The following is a 21,326-nucleotide window of genomic DNA, read 5'->3' as shown; positions in this document are numbered from 1 at the left end:
ATTTCATAAATGATTTATTTTTACCTATCTACCACAATTTTAAAAGTTGTTTACCTTCTAAAAGTAGATCAAATCTATGTATATCTTTTTCTGTTTCAAAAGCTGATATTGGTAGATAATGAAACTGGGCTAATGATGTATATAAAAAGTAATATTCAGAACGCTTAATTACTTTCATGAAATGTTCGTATTTTAATTTGACGATGCTGCCATCTTCATAGAAGACGGTGAAAAAGTTTTCATCCAATTCACAGTATCTATTTATAAAGTTTAATTGCGGTTGTCTTTTCATACTTACAATAAAAGGCAAAGAGACATAATAGGCAATTAAAAGTAAACATAATATTACTGCCCAAGGAAATATACCTGCTATAATCGCTAAGAATAAATTCAGTAGTGCTAAAGCAGAAAATAATATCAGCACAAACCTTATACGTTTTAGATGATCAATATTAAGTATTCGTCGAAATTCTTTGACTGTAAGGTTAAAAGTTTTAGTTTTAATTTGCATATTCTTTTTTATTTTGATTTATCTTTAATAAGACAGCCATTCATGAACTTGGTACACAACCTTGCCATGTAAATTCTTACCCCTCCTGCCTCCTGCCCTCTGCCTCCTGCCTAATTTTTAAGATCCTGCAATTACAGGGAGTAAAACTTGGGAAAGGGAGGCACCTCCGCAACTGATTGTTAATGTCATAATTTCTGCTTCCATACCCATAATTGAATTATTACCAGGGTTAATTGCATAGGCTGGAAAACAAGCGGCACTTATACTTAATCGCAAGGCATTACCTCTAGCAATGCGCGCACAAGTAGTTTGTAATTGAATTTTTCTAGTAATGTGATTCATTCCATCTTGACAACGTAGATAGCCTTGTGTCAAGTTATATACTTTTCCATCAGGATATATTTCCGATAGCACCACAGATAAATCAAAGCTGGGTTTGTCAGCACTACAAGAAATAGCTACGACCACATCGCCTGCTAAATGCAAGTCGAAATCAAGTGGTTCACTGGTGTAAGTTAAAACATCAGAACGACAATCAATATGCGATCGCTCAAAAACACCCGCAGGTATACCCGCATGGCCACCCAAAGCAGGAACAGGTCGCCACGGATCATGAACTAAGACATCATCTACGCCATTTTCTGGGCAAACTGTGGTGAGAATGCCTTCGTCCTCGCGAATACTAGCAATTCCGTAACTTGACAAAAAGTAGGTTTTGTGTTCAAATTCAGGAAAGCTGGAAAATCCTTGCCAAGTATTACTACCCATCTCGAACAGCCACACAGGTAACTGATGGGTTAAACCAGTGTCTATACCTTTGAGGAACTGATCAAACCAACATATTTGCATCCTGTCTACAGGGCTAATAGCATTAACACCAAAATCCACTTCACCAACTTTACGACCCCAAGGCAAATGCGCCCACGGCCCCACTAAAAGCTGTTGGCGGTACTGACTCCGAGATGCCATCTCTTTATATAAATTCAGGGTACCACGCAAATATGTATCAAACCATCCCCCGATATGAAACATGGGCAAATCAATATTTTGTAAATGCGTTTTGGGCGAAAGATTTTCCCAGTAAGCATCGGGTTGGGAGTGTTCTACCCACTCGTGATAAAAAGAATCTGGGGCAAGATTTTTGAGAACTTCGGGACGTGTGGGAATGGGATCGTATAGAGGTAAATTCCGCGATGCTGCCAATAAAGCTTGATAAGCTTGTTTATCTCCTCGCAAACGGGCAGTTTCCGTCGCTAATTGCATGGCCCAAGCCAGATTTGTGTGCAAACAGAAAGCGCCACCTTCATAAGCCCAATCTGTGTATAAATCATAACCAATCATTGCTGGACAAATAACCTTCAGGGCTGGTGGTTTAGCAGCAGCGGCGTATAGTTGAGTCATTCCTTGGTAAGAAAAACCATACATCCCCACTGCACCATTACTACCAGGTAAATTTGCAGCCCAATTTACCGCATCTTCACCGTCAGCAATTTCATGGGCAAACAATTTAAATTCACCAGCTGATGTACCGCGTCCCCGGACATCTTGAATTACCACAATATAACCTTGGGCAGCATACCAACTTGGATGGGCATAGACAACAGTAGATGCGATCGCCCTACCATAAGGTTGGCGCATCAATAATACTGGAAATTTCCCTTCAGCATCAGGGCGATAAATATCTGCATCCAGACGAATTCCATCGCGAGTGTACATGGATGCGGTTTGTTTGGGAAGGACTTTGAGCATGGGTATGATGGAGGGATTATGAATTTAACCACAATATAGATACAGATGCACCCAGATAAATTAGATAGAATTACGCAGAAGATGATCGGCTGTGCGTACACAGTAAGTAACGTTTTGGGCGTTGGATTTTTAGAAAAGGTGTATGAAAATGCTTTGTTTCATGAATTACGGAAGGCAGGGTTACGAGTAAAACAACAATACAATTTACAAATACTATATGACAGTATTGTAGTTGGAGAGTATTTTGTTGACTTGATAGTAGAGGAGTGCGTACTAGTAGAACTCAAAGCGGTTAAAAACTTGGATGATGGTAACTTTGCCCAATGTATGAGTTACTTAAAAGCCTCTCGACTGAAAGTCTGTTTACTGATAAATTTCGGTAATCCCAAAGTCGAAATTAAACGGATTGTGCGATAAATCCAAACACCGATGAAAACCATCCGTGTTCATCCGTGTTCATCGGTGTTCGTTCATCACTCACCTATGCAAACTAGTTACAATCTCGTGGAAATCTCGAACACAGATACACACCGATGCACACCGAGAAAAACCATCCGTGTTCATCCGTGTTCATCGGTGTTCGTTCATCACTCACCTATGCAAACTAGTTATAATCTCGTGGAAAAATCGAACACAGATACACATCGATGCACACCGATAAAACCATCCGTGTTCATCGGTGTTCGTTCATCACTCACCTTTGCAACCTAGTTACAATCTCACAAAAACTCAACCACAAATATCGTCAATTTGAAATAAAAGCATCAAACCTACCAAGCACAGCCATATCTTCCGCATCAAATTCTACAGGTGTACCACTGCGAATGAGTTCGGCAAAATCTTCATTGGGAACCATAACAGTCAATGTATATAAACGTCCCGAACCCGTATTCTCAATCACGTGAGTACCAGTAGGAGGTACTAACAAACTATCCCCAGCTTTAATTGCAACACTTTTACCATCACAAGTCGCCCTACCCTCCCCCTTGAGAACAAAAAACATCTCTACAGCAAATTGATGACGATTTGGGGGAGTTTTACCACCAACATCAAAAATTTCCACACAACAAGTCAGAGAAGTATTAGCGATCGCCGGATCAAATACGATCGCTAAACGATTTGTATCCTGGGGACTAATGCGATATACCTGGTAATCTTTGGGAGATTTGACAACAGGAATTACACAGCAATTGATCATATGTTTTTGTCCTTTTTTGTTGATCGTTGATTGTTGGTTGTTGGTTGTTCTTCCAAACAACTAACAACTAACAACAATCAACTAATTGATTTGAAAATTGCTTCTGAATCTGTGACAAAACCGAAACACTGCTTGACGTTATATAGTGTTGCCAACCAACAATATTCGGGAGAAGTTGTAGCTGTACAATCTTTAACAAGTATGCAGTCGTATCCTAAAAAGTTGGCATCTTGCAGAGTAGCCATGACGCATTGGTCAGAATTTACACCAGCAAAAAATAGTGTCGTTCTGCCCAAGTTCCGCAGAATACTATCTAAAGGAGTATCCCAGAAACCACTCATCCGGTATTTATCGATACAAATGTCTTCTGGTAATTGTTCGAGTTCATCTACCACTGCGGCTGCCCAACTACCTTTCATCAGTACCTTAGCACCGTTGCTGGGGAGTGGATCACCTAATCCCACGCCTTCACCTGTAGGGTTGTAGACGTGATGTACGCTTGCACTAATATTGAGTAAGTCAGGACGGTTGCCCCAATTTACCCATACTATAGGAACTCCAATCGCCCGTAGTGTTGGTAGGAGATTTTGCAAAGGCTTGATTGGCTGACGCGCTGGGGTGACATCTACGCCGATGTGTGCTAACCAACCGTCAGGATGACAAAAATCATTTTGCATGTCGATGACGAGGATGGCAGCTTTTGCTAAATCAAGGCGCAGACTTTTGGTTTCTGTTGCTAAGATAACGGGTTGTGGGTTAAGGGGAGGACGAGTGATATCTGCGATCGCCTGATTTACTGCCCAAGCGTTTGGTGCAACTCCTAATTTCCGAAGAGGCAGATCCATAAAAGCAACATCCAACATCATTGTTTACTTTGTAACTTGAAATTAGCTTCAGAGTTTGATTACTTAATTAAGGTTAAACATTAATGAACTTTACTATTGAGAATGCTTTAATTCCTGTCGAGGATGGTTACACTACCGTTGATGTCCAAATTGTAGAGGGAATCATCACTGCGATCGCACCCGGGCTAGAAGTGGTGGGAACCCCGATTAACGGTGAAAATAAACTTTTATTACCAGGTTTCTTCAACGCCCATACCCATTCATCAGAAATGTGGCAACGGGGGATCATGTCTATGTTACCTCTAGAATTATGGCTAGCAGAACTTTATGATTTCGCACCTCTAGATCCAGAAAAAGTCTACCTCAGTGCTTTGGGAACAGCAGTAGAAACTCTACTTTCTGGTGGTACAAGTGTCGTAGATCATTTAGTATTAATACCTGGTAAAGAACTAGAAACGATCGCTACAGCAGTTCGTGCTTACAAAGAAGTTGGTATTCGTGCTTTTGTCGCGCCCCTAATCCAAGATGAATCGATTACTGCTGGTATCCCATCCGGGGAAACCCAACAAAACCATGAACCTTATTTTCGTTCAACTCAGGCAACATTAGAAATTATCGAAGAAGCAGTAAAACAGTTTCATCGTCCAGAAGAGGGTATGAATATTCTCGTAGCCCCGACTGGTATTCAACTGTGTTCTGATGCTTTATTTGATGGATGTAGACAGTTAAGTGAAAAGTACAATCTTTGTCGTCACTCCCATTTACTAGAAACCAAAGCACAGAAAAAACTTGCCCAAGAAAAATACGGTTGTACCGCCGTTGCACACCTCAAACGCATTGGTTTTTTAGACTATCGCACAACTTTAGCCCATTGCGTTCATCTCACTGACAATGACATTGCCATCCTTGCCCAAACTCAATCTACTGTTGTCCATAACCCCCTAAGTAACTTGCGTTTGGGTAGTGGTATCGCCCCAATTTTAAAATATCGACAAGCAGGGGTAAACGTGACCTTTGGTTGTGATGGTGCATCTAGTAATGATTCCCAAGACTTACTAGAAGCGATCAAAATTGGTTCTATTTTACATAACATTACCGATTTAGATTATCAGCACTGGATTACACCCCACCAAGCGGTAGAAATGGCATCTTTGGGTGGTGCAAAGGGATTAAATACACAAGACAAACTTGGTTCTCTCAGTGTTGGGAAAAAAGCAGATTTAGTACTTTATGACCTCACTAATTTATCACTACTACCACGCACAGACCCAATTGGTTTGTTAGTTTTAGGACGCCCTAGCAATGTGGTTAGTGATGTGTGGGTGAATGGTAAACAAATTGTTGCTGATGGCAAAGTTACAACTATTGATGTTGATAATTTGCGGCAAGACTTATTTAATCACAGTCAATGGGATACTCAACGTCAGTCTCAAACCGTTGCCCAAATTGAAGCGCATTATCGGTTGGTGATGGGGTTGTGATGAGAGAGCGATCGCATGATTTTAGTTTAGGCGATCGCTTGTCACTTTCTATAACTTGTAAGCCATTTGAACAGATTATTTTAACAGTCTGTGGATTGGTTAGATTAAAAATCATCATGCTTCAGGCCAAAATATACGGATTTTTTCAAAAATCAAATATTATTTCTATAATCATTGTTAGTTTTAAAGAATTATTGACTCAGCAAATTCAACAATTCATGAGTTTGATAGCAATCTTAAATCATTAGTGAAAGGTTAGATCCCCGACTTTTTTCAGAAGTCGGGTATCTGAATACCACGAATTTTTACAACTCAAATAGGATTGCTATATTCATAAACTATATCAACAAGAAAATAGCAGATGGGTAGCAATCACCCAACTGCTAATTGGGGAATGGAAGGAGAACCGTTATTGGCTAACTGGCATGGGCAAACTCTTTTGCGACATTCTGAGAATTTACTGCTTGAACAAACTCATTGAGGACATCTTTTAATCTTTGCTCAATTTCCTCATCAAGTTGTACGCCACCATCTGCTTGGACTTGAATTTGCTTATCTACTGCGTAGATAGTACTCAAAATATGACGCCCGCCTAACTCAGCTAATACAGGTTTCAAGGCATACTCTACAGACAACAAATGTGCTATTGTTCCACCTGTAGCCAGTGGTAATATAACTTTGCCTGTCAAAGCTTTCTGGGGTAATAAATCGAGAAATGCCTTGAGGACACCTGTGTATGCTGCTTTATAAATTGGAGTAGAAATAATTACGCCGCTGGCTTTTGCCAATAATGCTTTCGGTTGTTCTAACGCTGGACTATCGTAACGTCCAAACACCAAATCTTCAGCTGGTAAATCCCGCACAGAAATAATATCTGTTTGCAAACCTTGCTGTGACAGAAACTTGGCAGCATATTCTAGAAGTGCGTAAGTTCTTGAAGGATGGGAGGGGCTGCCAGCGATCGCTAAAATGTGAGTCATGTTAAAGTCTCCTGGTAAAAATTGGAAGGGGATAAGGAGGACAAGGGGGACAAGGGAAGGGAGATTGCGTTTTCTTATACCCCTACACTCCTAATTTTTCTTAATCTACAGTTGCAATTGTCTTTCCTTTGACCTGCTGTTTCGGAAATTCCCGATTAGCGACAATCTCGCCAAAGGGACTTAATACTTGCGGTTCAAAGGATTGTTGATTCTCTAGAGGTAAACGCGGGAAGAGTAATTCTGCTACTCGATACGCTTCTTCTAAGTGAGGATACCCAGAGAAGATAAAGGTGTCGATACCCAACTCGGTATACTCCAGCATTCTCTTGGCAACAGTATCAGGATCACCAACTAAAGCAGTCCCGGCACCACCCCGCACTAAACCAATCCCTGCCCACAAATTTGGGCTGATTTCCAAAGCTTCCCGACTGCCGTTGTGTAAGTCTCGCATCCGGCGTTGTCCTTCCGAGTCCATGCGTGAGTAAGCTTGTTGGGCTTTGGCGATCGCTTCATCATCTACGTAGCGAATCAAATCATTGGCTGCATCCCATGCTTGACTTTCGGTTTCCCGGACAATCACGTGGAGGCGAATACCAAAGCGTAATGTTCTGCCTTCTGCTTCTGCCAGTCGTCGCACCGAAGCAATTTTTTCGGCAACTTGTTCTGGTGGTTCACCCCAAGTTAAGTATACATCTACATGTTTAGCTGCAATCTGCTGGGCGATGGGTGAAGAACCGCCAAACCACAATGGTGGATGCGGTTTCTGTACTGTTGGAAATAACAGCTTACCACCTTGAATATTGAGATAATCTCCCTGGAAGTCGGCAATTTCCCCTGCTGCAATCTGCCGCCACACCGTCAAAAATTCATCTGTTAATTCATAGCGATCATCATGGGAAAGATGCAAGCCATCCCCTGCCAATTCCACAGGATCACCACCCGTGACGACGTTAATCAACAATCTACCACCAGATATGCGATCAAACGTTGCTGCCATCCGTGCCGCTACCCCTGGCGACATCAACCCTGGACGAATCGCTACCAAAAATCGCATTCTTTTAGTATGTGTTACCAAGGTAGAAGCCAAAATCCAGGCATCTTCACAAGAACGACCTGTAGGTAGTAATGCACCCGTAAAACCCAAATGATCTACGGCTTGGGCAATCTGCCGCCAGTAATCAAAGTTGACTGCCCGTCCTCCTATGGCAGTACCAAGATAGCGCCCTTCTCCGTGAGTCGGAATAAACCAAAGTAGCTGCATGATATATATTTAGAGTCGCTGCAAAATTTCTTTACTCTATATTTACGGCAAATCTATCGGTATACCGTATGATTTTATTTACCTTCAGAGTATCGCACAGGTAACTAAGTTAACGCAATACCTTTACAAAACTAAATACTGTTTATCTATCAATTTACAGTATTTAATTTGTTGTTATTTTTGGAATGGTGTGACATACTCAATATTAAATCCACTATTCCGACCGAATTACAGTACTTAAATTCTGGTGATTAGAAATCTCAGCTATACAAACAAAGTCTGCTGATGCGGAGTTTATTACTTAGCCTGCATAGTCTCAGAATTTCAGTCTGCGGGGATTTTTGGTGTGAGGAATTAATAATGCTAAAAGATTCACAAGAACTACTAGTCACAACCGATTCACCAGATGCGATCGCAGCCATTAACCGCTTCATAGATCAAGCACTTTTTTATGGCAAAGATGCAGAAATAGCGATTTTGCAAGCAATCACAGCAGATCCAACTTGTGCTTTAGCCCATGCCTATGCTGCTGCTTATTATCTTTCCCAGGAAAACAAGATAGCTTGGCAGCAAGCCCAACCCCACTTGCAAACAGCACAAAAGAATTCAGCTAAGATTACCAACAGAGAACAGTTATATGTGCAAGCAATTTTAGCTTGGGCAAACAAAGAAATTGATGTAGCGATCGCCCTCCACGAAGAGATTACCAACAAGTTTCCCCAAGACTTGATATCTGTACAGCAGGGACAGTATCACTATTTTTATTTGGGTGATAAAGAAAGATTGTTGCAAATTGCCCAAAAGGTTCTACCTGCCAATCCTGAACACCATTATTTATATGGTATGGTTGCGTTTGGTTTAGAACAATGCCATCAACTAGCAGCGGCAGAAGCAATGGCACGTAAGGCAACAGCTATGAATCGCTACAATCCTTGGGCGCATCATGCCGTTGCCCATGTTTTGGAAACTCAAGGGCGAGTGGAGGAAGGTATCGCTTGGATGGAGAGTTTTGCTGATACTTGGGATAACTGTAACTCAATGCTGTATACCCATAACTGGTGGCATGTTGCCCTGTATTATCTAGAACGAGGTGACATAGAGAAAGTTTTGTCACTCTATGATATCCATATTTGGGGATGTGCCAACAAGCGATCGCCCAAAGACCAAGTCGGAGCAATTTCACTTCTATTAAGGTTAGAGTTACGCGGTGTGAATGTGGGTAGTCGCTGGCAAGAAATCAGTGCTTATCTTTACCCTCGTATTCATGAACATGCTCTTCCTTTTCAAGACCTGCATTACGTCTATGCAATAGCTAAGGCTGGATTTACGAATTGGGTAAACCAAATGTTACACAGTATCGAACAACACGCCCTCAGTGTAAATCCTTTCTTACGACAAGGCTGGATAGAAGTAGCAATTCCCGCAGCTAGGGGAATGGTTGCTCATGCCAAAGGTGATTTTAATACAGCAATAACGCAACTCAAACCTGTTTTACCACGCTTGCATGAGATTGGTGGTAGTCATGCCCAGCGAGTTTTGTTTAAGCAGGTTTATCAAGATGCGCTATTGCTGGCAGAAAAGCAGAATTGGATTTATGGAATCACAGCTTGATGTGATTGTGTTGGAGTTAACCGAAACGTCCACTGATATACTCCTCAGCTTCTTTAGTTGTAGGAGTACTGAACATTTGTTCTGTAGGACTGAACTCGACTAATTTACCGCGACGTTTGCCCTGTTCATCAATCTCTGTATTGAAAAACGCCGTCCAATCTGCAATCCTTGAAGCTTGTTGCATATTGTGAGTCACCATGATAATGGTGTACTGCTCCTTAAGTTCCATGCAGAGTTCTTCTACTTGACGGGTAGAAATCGGGTCGAGAGCAGAACATGGTTCATCCATTAATAATACATCTGGCTTCATAGCGATCGCCCGCGCAATACACAGCCGTTGCTGTTGTCCACCAGATAAAGCTGTACCCTTTGCTTTCAGCTTGTCTTTGACTTCATCCCAAATAGCAGCACGTTTGAGGGAATTTTCCACTAATTCATCAAGATTACCCTTGTAACCATTAGAACGTGGCCCAAAGGCAATATTTTCGTATATTGACTTAGGGAAAGGATTTGGTCTTTGAAAAACCATTCCTACTTGTCGGCGTAATTTTACAGAATTGATTTTAGGATCATAAATATTGCGATCGCGGTAAATCAATCTACCTTCTACCTTTGCTCCAGGAATTAAATCATTCATGCGGTTAAAGCATCGTAGTAAGGTACTTTTACCACATCCTGAAGGGCCAATAAAAGCGGTAATTTGTTTTTGAGGAATTCTCAAATAGACATCTAGAAGTGCCAAAAATCCAGCGTAATAAACCTTCACCCCTTCAACATCAAACACAGCATCATCTTGTTGGTTAAATGTGGCATCTAATTGACTTCTACTATTATGATAATTCATTTTAATTAGTCTCCAAATATGTATAAAAACTGGATTTAGACAGTTAATAATTATGCAATTAACTGTTTATTTGTCCTTCCGTCTAATGATAGAAGCGTTGACGAATATAGATTGCTAAACCATTTAAAGCCAAAACCAAGAGTATTAAAACAATAATTGTTGCTGCTGCTGCATTGACAAAACCTGGTTCTGGACGAGTGATGTAACTGTAAATTTGAATGGGCAATGCCATAAATCTCTGGAACAAACCAGGGTTAAAGGTGAGGAAACCTACAGCACCCACCACAATCAAAGATGCTGCATCACCAATGGCACGAGATACAGAAATAATTACTCCTGTAAGGATACCGGGAATAGCATAGGGTATGACATGATTGCTAACTGTTTGCCATTTAGTAACACCTAAGCCGTAAGAAGCGTATCTCAGAGAATCAGAAACTGCGCGAATAGCTTCTCTCGCTGTCACAATAATTACTGGTAAAGACAACAAAGATAAAGTCAATGCCCCGGAAATCAGAGTCGGACCAAACCCAAGTAAATAATTGAAAACTCCTAAACCCAACAATCCATAGACAATAGAAGGTACTCCTGCTAGATTGCTAATATTAATCTCAATAATCGCTGTCCACCAGATTTTAGGTGCGTATTCTTCAAGATATAAAGCTGCTCCTACGCCAATCGGTACAGTTATCAAAATGACGATTATTCCCAAAAGAACGCTGCTAACAATAGCAGGACGGATACCACCTTGATCGGGAAAACGAGAAGGAGTTTCAGTCAAAAAGCCAGGTGATAAAAATCTACCTAATCCATCTCTTAAAACATCAAATAGTAACAACGCTAGGACAAATAAACCTATCAGCAATCCTAACAAAAAAAGTATTTCAAAAACTTTTCCTATATTTTCTCTCTTGTCAACATTATCAGTAAATTCTGTTGCAGGAAATTGAGAATCATCTCTGGGATAAATTGTAGCCATGCCTATTTACTCGTATTTTTCTTTAAAGCGATTAGAAATCCAATAACTGACAATATTCAAAATCAAGGTAATCATAAACAAAACAGCACCTACAGCATATAGAGTTTGAAAATTGAGACTACCACGCGGACTATCCCCACCAGAAATTTGCGCCATATAAGCTGTCATCGTTTCTACTGACTCTGCAAAATTAACAGTCAGTTTTGGCTGTTGTCCGGCGGCGATGAGAACAGTCATCGTTTCACCAACAGCGCGAGAAATACCCAAAATAATCGAGGCTGTAATTCCAGAAAGAGCAGCTGGCAGAACAACTTTAAAAATGGCTTCCAGTTTGGTTATGCCCAAAGCGTAAGCCCCTTCTCGCAAAGAACGTGGAACTGAGCGAATCGCATCTAAACTAATGGAACCAACTGTAGGAGTAATCATGATCCCCATCATTAACCCCGCACTCAAAGCATTGAAAATTTCCAGAGGGATAAAATTCCGCAGCAATGGTGTGACAAACAACAGCGCAAAGTAACCATAGACAACCGTGGGTATTCCTGCCAAAAGTTCCACGGCTGGGCGTAAAATTGCTGCTACTTTGGGTTGGGCATATTCACTTAAATAAATAGCAGAAGATAAACCCAAAGGAATAGCAACTGCCATTGCAATAACTGTAGTTAAAAAAGTGCCATTAATCAGAGGCCAAATGCCAAAATGCTGTTCTGCAAATAGAGGTGTCCATTTAGTATCAAGAAAGAATTGGGCAAGCGAAACTTTTTGGAAAAACTCAAATGCCACCTGAAAGATAATTACAACAATCCCAAAGGTAGTCAGCACAGAAACTAAAGCACAACAAAATAAAATTGCTCCAACAATCTTGTCTTGGATATCTTCAGATGGATGTTTCTCTAGTGAATGCCTAGAATTTTGATAAAAACCATTTTGAGGATTTATACTTGTCATAATTTTTATACCTTCTGACTTGAAAGTGGGTGTGAGGGTGTAGGGGAGAAGAAACTTTCATGATTGGTGGTGAATTTTTTTCATTAGGACTGCCCTGTGTCTTGAAAAAGGGTGTGGGGGTGTAAGGGTGTAGGAAGAGTTAAATTTTCATGCCCTGGTTGTGTGATTTATCACATGAGTGCCTTTTAAACAAAGTAGATTTGGGTAGGGTGCGTTATGGACATTAGTCCTAACGCACCGGAATCTAGGATGGTGCGTTGTGCTGTGCGACAACACACCCTACAACTTAAATAAAGTTTGTAATTGGCTCACCCGGTTTTGCTTTTTTGAATTTTGTACCAGTTTCACCAGCAGCAAACTTTCGTTTTGTCTTGACATAAGCTTCATCTGGTAGCGCTACATAACCAACACTATCTACCCACTTCCAAGAATTTTCTAAATAAAAATCTACAAATTCTTTGACTGCTGGCTTGGTATCCATGGATTTTTTACTGACATAGATGAAGAGGGGACGAGACAATGGTGTGTAGATATTCTTCACAACATTATCTATTGGCACTGGTTTTTCACACTTTCCTGTGGGGCCTTTAACCCCAACTAAATTGAGTTTGTCTTGGTTTTGAATGTAGTAAGAGATCCCGACATATCCTAAAGCTGATGGTTCTCCCGCTACTCCTTGAACAAGCAGATTTTGATTGTGGCTAGGAGTGTAGTCTGTACGACCATTTTTGGCTTTTTTGGTAACAGCTTGGGTAAAATAATCAAACGTTCCCGTATCAGAAGCAGGAGCATAAAGTTTCAGTGGTTTGTCAGGAAAGTTGGGATTAATTTGATTCCAACTCAATATTTTGCCATCTGATTTGGCACTCCATATCTTGTCAAGTTCTTTAATAGTTAAACACTTAGCAAAGTTATTTTGACGGTTGGCGATCACAGCAATTCCATCTAAGCCTATAGGCAACTCGACAAATTCAATATTCTTACTTTTACATCTGGCGATTTCTTCATCTTTAATAGTACGAGAAGCGCCAACAATATCAATATCGCCAGCGCAAAACTTACTGATTCCACCACCAGTACCACTGGAAGCAACGCTCACTTTAGCTTCTGGTTTAACCTTCTCGTATTCTTCTGCTACTGCTAGAGAAATAGGAAAACCTACCGCTGCACCATCAATACTCACTTGGCTTTTCTCTTCTTGAGCGCGATCGCAACCAGTGACACCGTAGCTAATAAGCATCAAAAATGCCAGAAAAAATTTACCCTGAAATCTCTTATAAAGCTTCATATGCTAGTAGCTAATATTAAATTTACAAAACAAAACTGCATTTACACCCTTCTGCCTTCTCACGCTTTCTTAGCAGCTTGAACCTTGTCAAAAATTGCCCCATCTCCAAAAAACTTTTTCTGAATATTATCCCAACCCCCTAAATCTAGAGCCGTGAATAAAGTTTGAATTTGGGGATATTGTTTTACCACTTCTTGACTAACAGTAGGATTAACAGAACGATATCCTAATTTGGCAAACTCGCGTTGGGCTTCTGTGGAGTAAAGAAAATCAACAAATGCTTGTGCAACTTCTCTCGTGCCGTGCTTATCAACGTATTTATCAACTATAGTTACAGGGTTGTCAATGGAAATATTTACTTGTGGTATTACATAAGGTAGTTTTGCCCCATTCTGTTCCGCCAAAATTACCTCATTCTCATAATTAATTAAGACATCTCCTTGACCCTTTTGGAAAAATAAATCACTAGCTTCACGAGCATCTTTTGTTAATACAGGCGTGTTCTTATAAACTTTGGTGACATAATCTAATGCTGTTGCTTCGTCACCTCCTGTTTGAGTCACCGATCCCCATAAAGCCAAGAATTCCCAAATCGCAATACCAGAAGTTTTCGGATTAGCAGCAATCAGTTTCACGTCATTTTTTGCTAAATCTTCCCAAGTCTTGATCCCTTTGGGATTACCCTCGCGGGTTACTATTGCGGCTACGGATCTCGTGACAACACCATTTCTCGGAGCTTTAATTTCCCAACCTGATTTAATCAACCCTGCTTGTTGAATTTTGCTGACATCTAGGGGAAGTGCCAAGTGTACGATATCTGCTTCTTGCGAACCTGCAATCACAGCAGCCGTTTGAGTGCCAGAACCTCCATAACTCTGCTCAAAAGTGACGTTTTGGTTATGCTCCTTCTTCCACTTTTCCACAAATTTGGGAATAATCTGGTCATGAGCAGCTTTAGTTACAGAGTAGGAAACCAGCCTAAGCTTGACATCAGGCTTGGTAGCTGAACTACTTCCACAGGCAGCAACTGCCATACTCAAAGCTACGCCTACTAGAAATAGACAGGCAAATCTTTGCACAGAGCTTCCATTGAACCAACTTCTAATTATTCGGTGATACGAAACTTGCACAGCCTGCCAAGCTTTCACAACATAAGCCTGTATTCGCTCAATTCGGTAAGCTCCAAATTGTAGCGGATGTTGCGACTTACTCATCAAACTTTCCCCCTAAATCTACGGCATTTTGAGCGGGATACCGTAATCTAAAGTATTATAGAGCAGTAGAACAAGAGTTCTTATTTGCCTTTATCTTTTGTTACTAATTGAGCAATTAATCATTAAGTTATTTGCTTAAATAGTCAAATTATGTATAGAAAAAATACCCCACTTGGCGATATGCTTTGCAGGGATGGAGCGTCAAGATCCTGAGTTTTCTTGGTGTCTTAGTGCCTTAGTGGTGAAAAATACTTTTTGAAACACCAAGACACTAAGACACAAAGTTGATACTTGGGTTGGTTTTCTATCCACCTTGACAGGGATTCGCCACACCCACAAAGCTCAAGAAGAATCAGCGATATAGTTTGTCATATTCACTGCTTACCTTCCAGCCAAACGCCTTTGTCAACCGATTGGAAAGACTGAATTGAGCGGCAATTTCACCGGCTTCCAAAATTGCCCGATCAGAAAGTCCTACCTGACGTAATGGCTTGAGATCTTCAGGAGAAAGTTCATTGGCATTCTGGTTAATTTTGATCGCAAACTCCACCAGAGCAAGTTCCCGTTGTGTCAGTTCAACTTCCTGATGGTTACGTGCCAGCGCGTCAGGGAATACCGGATCTTTAATTACCTCTCGTAGATGAGCTTTGTGAGTAATCACGCAAGACTCACAGTGATTTGCTGCTGAAGATACAATGGCTATGATCTCCCGTTCTTTGGGTGAAAGTTCTCCCTTGCCATACATCAAGGCATTATAGTAGTTGAACCAAAGTAGCAGATGTTCGGGGTTGAGTGAATAGCCAAGGAAGAAGCTATGCACAAAGCCATAGCGATCGCGTTGTTCTTGGAAGAGTGCTTGTACTTGTGGTGGTAGAGTTGCTTCGTCAGGCACTTCTAACCAGGAGTTAGTCACCGTTTTCTTTTCTTGAACAGCTACTGGATTCTGCTTTGTAGCTACTTGGGTAGGATGCTGTAAAACTTTGGTTTTGCGACTGTTTTTAGGCATAAAAATCCTTTTACAACCAAGGATGACGGGGTGGATTGACGTTGTTTAGGAAGTAGTTCCCGACTGCGTAGTATTTCCAACGCACGGGATCGTGTAATGTATGCGCTCTGGCATTGCGCCAATGGCGATCGTAGTTAAACTCTTGCATCAAAGAAAAAGCGCTTCTGTTCTTCTGTGCCATCTAGCCGGATGGCTTCTACCATATACAGGTGATTTTGGGGAATTTGCCCAAGGCTGGGATCTGCTTGGGAGATAATTTTGATAACTTCTGCTAAGGTAGCAGTAGATACAAATGCACCACCATACTCTTTGGGAACTGTGATACCCCACAGACCACTAGTAGAAAACTTTTTCACCTCTTCATAGGGTAAACGTCGCTGTTGATCGCGCTCAGAATCTCCCTTGGCAAATTCAGCTGCTAATTGGTGAGCGATCGCGATCGCTTCTGCATCACTAGTAATTACATGGGCTTGTTGCTCAGTACTAATTGCAGTTGTCATAATTTTGTCTTCCTGGTTTGTGTGTTTTTTGTGTGCGAATAAAGCTCACTCACACAGTTACTAACTCGTCAGATATGCGACGATGTGCTTCAATTTCTCGCACCAAAGGAATGACTGTGTGACCGAATGCAGGTAGATCATCGCTATAGTGGAGAAAACCACCGAGAATTAAATCCACTCCGACTTCATAGTACTGACGAATGCGATCGGCTACCTGTTGGGCTGTCCCAATCAAGCCTGTTCTGAAGCCATCGTTGTACTGTACTAAGTCTTCAAAGTTAGAATTTGCCCACATTCCCTGACGTTCACGAGTGGATGCTCCTGCATGTTTGACTGCTGCTCCAAAGCCTTCAACAGCTTCTTTATCGGCCTGAGCAATAATCTCTTGCAGTACAGCATGGGCTTCGGCTTCAGTATCTCTTACCAAGATAAAAGCATTTAGTCCAAACTTTACTCTACGTCCTTCTTGACGTGCTAGAGCCGATACTTCCTGAATCTGTTGCCGCACACCGTCGATAGTATTGCCATTCATGAAATACCAGTCAGATACGCGGGATGCCATGCGTCGTGCCGCTTTTGAGTTTCCACCTTGAAATATTTCTGGATGAGGATTCTGATTGACTGGTCTAGGCTTTACCCAACCACCGTTAATGCGATAAAAGTCGCCTTTGAAGTGGAATTCATCTTCTGTCCACATCCCTTTCAGGACACGAATAAATTCCTCGGAACGACGGTAGCGTTCGTCATGATCTAACCAAGGTTCGCCATAAATTGTGAACTCGTCTTTAAACCAACCACTAACGACATTCAAGCAGAAGCGACCATTGGAAATAAAATCAATTGTCGCCCCCATCTTGGCAACCACCCCTGGATGCCACAGTCCTGGATGAACAGCAGCAATCAATTTTAAGCGTTCGGTAACTGGTGCTAAAGCTGCCACAGTCGAAAGTGCTTCTAACTGATATTCTGCACCATAGCTAGCAATAAACCGAGCTTGGGCTAAAGCATAATCAAATCCAACTTGTTCAGCTGTTTGAGCTAGTTGAGCGTTGTAATCGAAAGTCCAATCTGTACGTTGGGGAATTTTACTGACTACTAATCCCCCACTAACATTAGGAACCCAGTAGGCAAACTTAATATCCATGATTTCAACTCTGTATTGAAGTTGGATGATCAATTTCTCAAGTTACGTCTAAATATGAATGAACTAAACTCGCATTTTTTGAGTATGGAGTTTTTGCAAAAAAACAGTCTGATGATAATAACGAACACAGATAAACACAGATACACACCGATGATTCATCTGTGTACATCTGTAGTCAATTTCCAAAACTCGCTGTAAATCTGCCCCAGTACTTTATAGTCTTCTAATTCCACTGTGGCAAAACGCTTAACTCCTACTTGTTTCATTGACTTTTGCAGTTTCGCATCTGCTTGCAATAATGCTAATTGCATCTGCCCAATCAAAGGTTTACCTAAACGCTGTGCTACTACCAACGGTGGCATAGGAGATGGACCAAGTACTTCTATCACACGCAAATTTTTTGATAATTCGGGAAAGTCGCGTAATTCTTGTTCTAAAACTACACTGTCAATCGCTGCAAAGTCTGCCAATCCCTCAGTTATCCAGCGAATGGAACGTTGATGAGATCCTGATTGTATCGTCTTGCCAAAAAAATCTAAGGGATATCTTTCTTGAAGTAACTTGTAGCGCAGCAAATTATAACCACTGTTAGAACCAAGGTCGTTATAACATAGGGTTTTTCCTGCCAAATCTGCAAATGCTTTTATATTGCTATCAGCATTGACAATCACATCTGCAAAGTAAATAGGGCGGTTGTAATATCGAGATGATTGCATTACAGGGGCAACCAATGTCTGCAATTGGTCTGAAACCACCTGACAGTAGCGAATTAGCGGTAATCCACAAATAAATGCTAAGTCTATTTGGTCTTGCAATAGTAGCGGATCTTCCAGAGGGTCGCATTCTCCTTGGTGTAGCTTTATTTCTAATCCTAAAACACGACTTAGATAAGTTGTAATCGCTTGGTAGAATCCGAACCAATTGGGGGCTAAGTAGGATACAGCACGCAGTTTTGGTAAGATAGTCATTCTTGTTCTACAACAGTGTGATGCTTGGAAACTTGTGTTATTTTCCGCCCTGACCAATGGATGTATAAAAAGCCTAAGCTGGCAAAGGTCAACAGCATAATGCCAAAAACTGTCGTATATGCTTTAGTGTGCCACCATAGCCGCGCGATCAATGCACTACCTTGTTTTGGTAACTTCCATAAGTCATAATTATTAACCCTTTTAGTCTTGTGGATAGTCTGGGCTAATGTCATTTTGATTGCTTCCTTAAATTTAAAAACCGGTAAATCGATAAACTTATAGTAGATTATATAACGAATCATCCCGATTCGTCAAAACAACCTCACCCTAGCCTTTTACATAATTGGGATTCCACTGCAACCAGTAGTTTTCTAATCCTCTGGCAACGACATCCGCTAATTTTCCAAATAGTGCGTATAATAAAATACTTAAAACTACGACATCAGTTTGCATAAATTCTCTAGCGTTCATTGCCATATAACCAATACCAGAATCAGCAGCGATCGTTTCAGCGACGATAAGTGTTAACCACATAATCCCTAGAGAAAAACGCACACCCACTAAAATAGAAGACATTGCCCCTGGTAAAATAATTCGCCAAAACAAACCCCAAGCACTTAAACCATAAATTTTTCCCATCTCAATTAAGCCGGGATCAACGCTACGAATGCCGTGAAAAGTATTTAAATAGATGGGAAACATTACCCCTAAAGATACAAGAAATAATCTCGCTTCATCACCGATCCCAAACCATAAAATTACCAGAGGAATTAAAGCTAAGTTTGGAATATTACGTAACATCTGGATAGATGTATCTAACAATTTTTCGGCAATGGGAGAAATGCCATTAAGTAAACCTAAACCAAACCCAATACTTCCCCCAACTAAAAAACCCGTAATAGCTCGTGTGGCACTAATGGTAATATTTCTAAAGAGTTCACCTGTTTTAGCTAATTCAATCGCAGCACTGAATACACTGAGAGGGGCAGGCAAAATTCTTGTGGGAATTAAGCCAATAGAAGATAATAATTGCCACACAACAAGTATCGATATGGGTACAGTCCAAGGTATAAGTGACTGAATATGACGATTCTTTAAGAACTTAAACTGGAGTTTATTTTTTTTCATCGTATGCCTCGAATTAAAATTTACACGGGAAGAGGAGATAATTTTCATAGGATTTTGTGAACTTAATGAATCATGTTTATGAAGTACTGGCTGTAATAGCAATCGATTCAATTGATTGCTATTACAGCAAAAGAATTTAAAACTGGCGATGCTGTAGTAATTGGAATGTTTAACAGTAGTTGATTTAACATCCAAAATTCCTACATGACTATTTTTGAGCAAGCACCTCTTTTGGAGTAATTTCGGCGTATTGTTCAGGAGTTAAGAATCCATCCCTAACATTCACTTGCCTGGGTATAAGTTTGAGGTTGTACCACATATCTGCAACTTGTTGTTGTTTATTAATTATTTGTTCAGTAATTGGTACTAATGCAAAATCATATTTCTCGTGCATTATTTCCAAGGTAGGTGGATCAAGCTGAGTTACTGGTGCAAGCAATTGTGCCAGTTCTTTGGGATTATTCCTTGCCCAAACTTGTGCTTTTTGTAATTCTTCCAAAAATACTTTAATCACTTCAGTATTTTCTTGATAAAACTTGCGTGTTGTGGATAAAAAGTTATTTGTATCGCGCAAATTTCCACCATCGATCAAAACACGTCCAACTTTGTTTTGCACATTTCTAGTAACAAATGGTTCCCAGATAAACCAAGCGTCTACTTTTCCTTGACTAAAGGCAACATTTGCGTCTGGAGGTGGTAGGTAAACTGGGTTAATATCACTGAGTTTTAGACCTTCTTTTTCTAATGCTTTAACTATGAGGTAATGACCAATAGATGCTTTTTGGGAAGCAATTTTTTTACCTTTTAAGTCTTTGACACTTTTGACAGTTGAATTAGTAGGAACTAATAGTGAAACTGCTCTACCATCAGAGCTGTTAGCAGCTAGATATACAAGAGGTGTTCCAGCTGCTTGAGCAAACACAGGAGGTGATTCAGCAGTAGAAGCAATATCAAGTCCACCTGCGTTTAGGGCTTCTAATTGTTGTGGGCCAGCAGCAAATTCAGGCCACTCTACTTTATAACCAAGAGGTTCTAATCTTTTGGCAAGAGTACCTTTTTGTTCCAACACAGCAAGGGCTGTAAGTTGTTTAGAACGTACGATTCTGATGACTTTTTGATTACTACTAGATGTATTAGATGTACTTGCAGTATTCGCTGTATTAGATGCTGATGAACCTGTGGGTTGCTGGGAATTATTCTGGGGGGTACTGCAACTAAATAGTGTGGTAGATAGTACTAGGCTATAACCAAGAGCAAACAATGTAGAACGACGAGTCAGACGTCGGTGTTTCCAGAATGGAAATTTATCTCGCAAATCTTGCATTTGTTAGCTCACCTTTGAAAAAATTTTTGGATTTTAAATTGTAGATGTGAGTTTGAAAAAATAGTTAATTGTTTCACAAATTTGAAACAATACTACCTGTTTAAGTTTGGTTTGATGGTTTTATTTATTGATGTATATTGAGAATTTCTTAATTTCAAAATTGAGCTTTATTACTTATACCAATTATTTATGAAGATGCACAGAATATAAAAAATGAACCGCCAAGAACGCCAAGAAAGCCAAGGTGGAGGGTTACTCATTTAGTACGGCTTCACATTAAATTGGTATTAGGAAGTAAGGTGGGATTTACCCACCTTGAGATGAGAGGAGTCTACTGTGGCGAAAAC

The 21,326-nt window shown here is 40.6% G+C and carries 23 protein-coding genes; 4 read left to right on the top strand and 19 right to left on the bottom strand.

All coding sequences use genetic code 11. The annotated features are described in order from the left end of the window. Window positions 1-28 precede the first annotated feature (28 nt). A complete protein-coding gene (locus UYI_RS0116895; RefSeq protein WP_016867824.1) occupies window positions 29-511 on the bottom strand; it encodes a YcxB family protein in 483 nt (160 codons plus the stop codon). Window positions 512-628: 117 nt separating this feature from the next. After that, the gene (locus UYI_RS0116890) at window positions 629-2,227 is read right to left on the bottom strand and encodes a CocE/NonD family hydrolase (RefSeq protein WP_016867823.1); all 1,599 of its coding nucleotides are present in this window, start codon (window positions 2,225-2,227) and stop codon (window positions 629-631) included. 78 nt (window positions 2,228-2,305) lie between these two features. On the opposite strand from UYI_RS0116890, the gene UYI_RS0116885 reads away from it, so the two are divergent. Beyond that, the gene (locus tag UYI_RS0116885; protein WP_016867822.1) at window positions 2,306-2,677 is read left to right on the top strand and encodes a GxxExxY protein; all 372 of its coding nucleotides are present in this window, start codon (window positions 2,306-2,308) and stop codon (window positions 2,675-2,677) included. Window positions 2,678-3,005: 328 nt separating this feature from the next. Here UYI_RS0116885 and UYI_RS0116880 read toward each other — a convergent pair whose 3' ends face one another. Both UYI_RS0116880 and UYI_RS0116875 read right to left on the bottom strand, forming a co-directional pair. Beyond that, window positions 3,006-3,458, bottom strand: a complete 453-nt coding sequence (locus UYI_RS0116880) for a cupin domain-containing protein (protein WP_016867821.1) — start codon at window positions 3,456-3,458, stop codon at window positions 3,006-3,008. Between the two features lie 77 nt (window positions 3,459-3,535). Beyond that, entirely contained in the window at window positions 3,536-4,303 is a 768-nt protein-coding gene (locus UYI_RS0116875; RefSeq protein ID WP_026085999.1) for a cysteine hydrolase family protein, read from the bottom strand. Between the two features lie 83 nt (window positions 4,304-4,386). Between UYI_RS0116875 and UYI_RS0116870 the strand changes: the two genes are divergently transcribed. Together UYI_RS0116870 and UYI_RS37695 are read left to right on the top strand one after the other, a co-directional pair. Next, window positions 4,387-5,784: an amidohydrolase gene (locus tag UYI_RS0116870; RefSeq protein ID WP_016867819.1), complete on the top strand. Its 1,398-nt coding sequence runs from the start codon at window positions 4,387-4,389 to the stop codon at window positions 5,782-5,784. Continuing rightward, window positions 5,781-6,032: a hypothetical protein gene (locus UYI_RS37695; protein WP_146007590.1), complete on the top strand. Its 252-nt coding sequence runs from the start codon at window positions 5,781-5,783 to the stop codon at window positions 6,030-6,032. The genes UYI_RS0116870 and UYI_RS37695 overlap by 4 nt, the downstream gene beginning before the upstream one ends. Window positions 6,033-6,200: 168 nt before the next feature. On the opposite strand, the gene ssuE is transcribed toward UYI_RS37695, so the two are convergent. Both ssuE and ssuD read right to left on the bottom strand, forming a co-directional pair. Next, window positions 6,201-6,764, bottom strand: coding sequence for an NADPH-dependent FMN reductase (gene ssuE, locus UYI_RS0116860; protein ID WP_016867817.1), 564 nt, complete (start codon window positions 6,762-6,764; stop codon window positions 6,201-6,203). A 100-nt stretch (window positions 6,765-6,864) separates the two neighbouring features. Next, complete coding sequence (ssuD, locus tag UYI_RS0116855; RefSeq protein WP_016867816.1) at window positions 6,865-8,025, bottom strand: FMNH2-dependent alkanesulfonate monooxygenase; 1,161 nt, start codon at window positions 8,023-8,025, stop codon at window positions 6,865-6,867. Window positions 8,026-8,385: 360 nt separating this feature from the next. Between ssuD and UYI_RS0116850 the strand changes: the two genes are divergently transcribed. Further along, window positions 8,386-9,636, top strand: coding sequence for a tetratricopeptide repeat protein (locus tag UYI_RS0116850; protein ID WP_016867815.1), 1,251 nt, complete (start codon window positions 8,386-8,388; stop codon window positions 9,634-9,636). A 16-nt stretch (window positions 9,637-9,652) separates the two neighbouring features. Here the strand turns inward: UYI_RS0116850 and pstB are convergent, their stop codons facing one another. The 13 genes from pstB to UYI_RS0116790 form a co-directional block, all read right to left on the bottom strand. Further along, the gene (gene pstB / locus UYI_RS0116845) at window positions 9,653-10,480 is read right to left on the bottom strand and encodes a phosphate ABC transporter ATP-binding protein PstB (RefSeq protein WP_016867814.1); all 828 of its coding nucleotides are present in this window, start codon (window positions 10,478-10,480) and stop codon (window positions 9,653-9,655) included. An 82-nt stretch (window positions 10,481-10,562) separates the two neighbouring features. After that, entirely contained in the window at window positions 10,563-11,459 is an 897-nt protein-coding gene (pstA, locus tag UYI_RS0116840; protein ID WP_016867813.1) for a phosphate ABC transporter permease PstA, read from the bottom strand. 6 nt (window positions 11,460-11,465) lie between these two features. Continuing rightward, the gene (gene pstC / locus UYI_RS0116835) at window positions 11,466-12,407 is read right to left on the bottom strand and encodes a phosphate ABC transporter permease subunit PstC (protein ID WP_016867812.1); all 942 of its coding nucleotides are present in this window, start codon (window positions 12,405-12,407) and stop codon (window positions 11,466-11,468) included. A 286-nt stretch (window positions 12,408-12,693) separates the two neighbouring features. Beyond that, on the bottom strand, window positions 12,694-13,695 hold the full coding sequence (locus UYI_RS0116830; protein WP_026085998.1) for a PstS family phosphate ABC transporter substrate-binding protein: 1,002 nt from the start codon (window positions 13,693-13,695) through the stop codon (window positions 12,694-12,696). Window positions 13,696-13,754: 59 nt separating this feature from the next. Next, window positions 13,755-14,909, bottom strand: coding sequence for a sulfate ABC transporter substrate-binding protein (locus UYI_RS0116825; RefSeq protein WP_016867810.1), 1,155 nt, complete (start codon window positions 14,907-14,909; stop codon window positions 13,755-13,757). A gap of 352 nt (window positions 14,910-15,261) precedes the next feature. After that, entirely contained in the window at window positions 15,262-15,915 is a 654-nt protein-coding gene (locus tag UYI_RS0116820) for a peroxidase-related enzyme (protein WP_016867809.1), read from the bottom strand. Between the two features lie 10 nt (window positions 15,916-15,925). Beyond that, window positions 15,926-16,063: a hypothetical protein gene (locus UYI_RS39025; protein WP_235147962.1), complete on the bottom strand. Its 138-nt coding sequence runs from the start codon at window positions 16,061-16,063 to the stop codon at window positions 15,926-15,928. Next, window positions 16,050-16,415, bottom strand: coding sequence for an acyl-CoA dehydrogenase family protein (locus UYI_RS0116815; protein ID WP_016867808.1), 366 nt, complete (start codon window positions 16,413-16,415; stop codon window positions 16,050-16,052). The genes UYI_RS39025 and UYI_RS0116815 overlap by 14 nt, the downstream gene beginning before the upstream one ends. 49 nt (window positions 16,416-16,464) lie before the next feature. Beyond that, complete coding sequence (sfnG, locus tag UYI_RS0116810; protein ID WP_016867807.1) at window positions 16,465-17,559, bottom strand: dimethylsulfone monooxygenase SfnG; 1,095 nt, start codon at window positions 17,557-17,559, stop codon at window positions 16,465-16,467. Between the two features lie 155 nt (window positions 17,560-17,714). After that, window positions 17,715-18,527 (bottom strand): phosphate/phosphite/phosphonate ABC transporter substrate-binding protein, encoded by an 813-nt coding sequence (locus UYI_RS32810; protein WP_016867806.1) that lies wholly within the window; start codon window positions 18,525-18,527, stop codon window positions 17,715-17,717. Further along, entirely contained in the window at window positions 18,524-18,760 is a 237-nt protein-coding gene (locus tag UYI_RS0116800) for a hypothetical protein (protein ID WP_026085996.1), read from the bottom strand. The genes UYI_RS32810 and UYI_RS0116800 overlap by 4 nt, the downstream gene beginning before the upstream one ends. A 94-nt stretch (window positions 18,761-18,854) precedes the next feature. Next, the gene (gene ssuC / locus UYI_RS0116795; RefSeq protein WP_016867804.1) at window positions 18,855-19,655 is read right to left on the bottom strand and encodes an aliphatic sulfonate ABC transporter permease SsuC; all 801 of its coding nucleotides are present in this window, start codon (window positions 19,653-19,655) and stop codon (window positions 18,855-18,857) included. Window positions 19,656-19,863: 208 nt separating this feature from the next. Beyond that, entirely contained in the window at window positions 19,864-20,979 is a 1,116-nt protein-coding gene (locus UYI_RS0116790) for an aliphatic sulfonate ABC transporter substrate-binding protein (RefSeq protein WP_016867803.1), read from the bottom strand. Between the last annotated feature and the right edge of the window lie 347 nt (window positions 20,980-21,326).

This window comes from Fischerella muscicola PCC 7414 (assembly GCF_000317205.1).
Classification (GTDB): domain Bacteria; phylum Cyanobacteriota; class Cyanobacteriia; order Cyanobacteriales; family Nostocaceae; genus Fischerella; species Fischerella muscicola.
The sequence above is the reverse complement of the archived record's forward strand: the minus strand, read 5'-3'. Positions and strand labels throughout refer to the sequence as shown.

Bases quoted from the DNA above. Each gene is read 5' to 3' on its own strand.
- UYI_RS0116825 (WP_016867810.1), bottom strand. From the start codon at position 14,909: ATGAGTAAGTCGCAACATCCGCTACAATTTGGAGCTTACCGAATTGAG.
- UYI_RS32810 (WP_016867806.1), bottom strand. From the start codon at position 18,527: ATGACTATCTTACCAAAACTGCGTGCTGTATCCTACTTAGCCCCCAAT.
- UYI_RS0116800 (WP_026085996.1), bottom strand. From the start codon at position 18,760: ATGACATTAGCCCAGACTATCCACAAGACTAAAAGGGTTAATAATTAT.
- UYI_RS0116870 (WP_016867819.1), top strand. From the start codon at position 4,387: ATGAACTTTACTATTGAGAATGCTTTAATTCCTGTCGAGGATGGTTAC.
- pstC (WP_016867812.1), bottom strand. From the start codon at position 12,407: ATGACAAGTATAAATCCTCAAAATGGTTTTTATCAAAATTCTAGGCAT.
- UYI_RS0116875 (WP_026085999.1), bottom strand. From the start codon at position 4,303: ATGGATCTGCCTCTTCGGAAATTAGGAGTTGCACCAAACGCTTGGGCA.
- sfnG (WP_016867807.1), bottom strand. From the start codon at position 17,559: ATGGATATTAAGTTTGCCTACTGGGTTCCTAATGTTAGTGGGGGATTA.
- UYI_RS0116880 (WP_016867821.1), bottom strand. From the start codon at position 3,458: ATGATCAATTGCTGTGTAATTCCTGTTGTCAAATCTCCCAAAGATTAC.
- UYI_RS0116815 (WP_016867808.1), bottom strand. From the start codon at position 16,415: ATGACAACTGCAATTAGTACTGAGCAACAAGCCCATGTAATTACTAGT.
- UYI_RS0116790 (WP_016867803.1), bottom strand. From the start codon at position 20,979: ATGCAAGATTTGCGAGATAAATTTCCATTCTGGAAACACCGACGTCTG.
- UYI_RS39025 (WP_235147962.1), bottom strand. From the start codon at position 16,063: ATGCAAGAGTTTAACTACGATCGCCATTGGCGCAATGCCAGAGCGCAT.
- pstB (WP_016867814.1), bottom strand. From the start codon at position 10,480: ATGAATTATCATAATAGTAGAAGTCAATTAGATGCCACATTTAACCAA.
- UYI_RS0116830 (WP_026085998.1), bottom strand. From the start codon at position 13,695: ATGAAGCTTTATAAGAGATTTCAGGGTAAATTTTTTCTGGCATTTTTG.
- ssuE (WP_016867817.1), bottom strand. From the start codon at position 6,764: ATGACTCACATTTTAGCGATCGCTGGCAGCCCCTCCCATCCTTCAAGA.
- UYI_RS0116850 (WP_016867815.1), top strand. From the start codon at position 8,386: ATGCTAAAAGATTCACAAGAACTACTAGTCACAACCGATTCACCAGAT.
- UYI_RS0116885 (WP_016867822.1), top strand. From the start codon at position 2,306: ATGCACCCAGATAAATTAGATAGAATTACGCAGAAGATGATCGGCTGT.
- ssuC (WP_016867804.1), bottom strand. From the start codon at position 19,655: ATGAAAAAAAATAAACTCCAGTTTAAGTTCTTAAAGAATCGTCATATT.
- UYI_RS0116820 (WP_016867809.1), bottom strand. From the start codon at position 15,915: ATGCCTAAAAACAGTCGCAAAACCAAAGTTTTACAGCATCCTACCCAA.
- pstA (WP_016867813.1), bottom strand. From the start codon at position 11,459: ATGGCTACAATTTATCCCAGAGATGATTCTCAATTTCCTGCAACAGAA.
- UYI_RS0116890 (WP_016867823.1), bottom strand. From the start codon at position 2,227: ATGTACACTCGCGATGGAATTCGTCTGGATGCAGATATTTATCGCCCT.
- ssuD (WP_016867816.1), bottom strand. From the start codon at position 8,025: ATGCAGCTACTTTGGTTTATTCCGACTCACGGAGAAGGGCGCTATCTT.
- UYI_RS0116895 (WP_016867824.1), bottom strand. From the start codon at position 511: ATGCAAATTAAAACTAAAACTTTTAACCTTACAGTCAAAGAATTTCGA.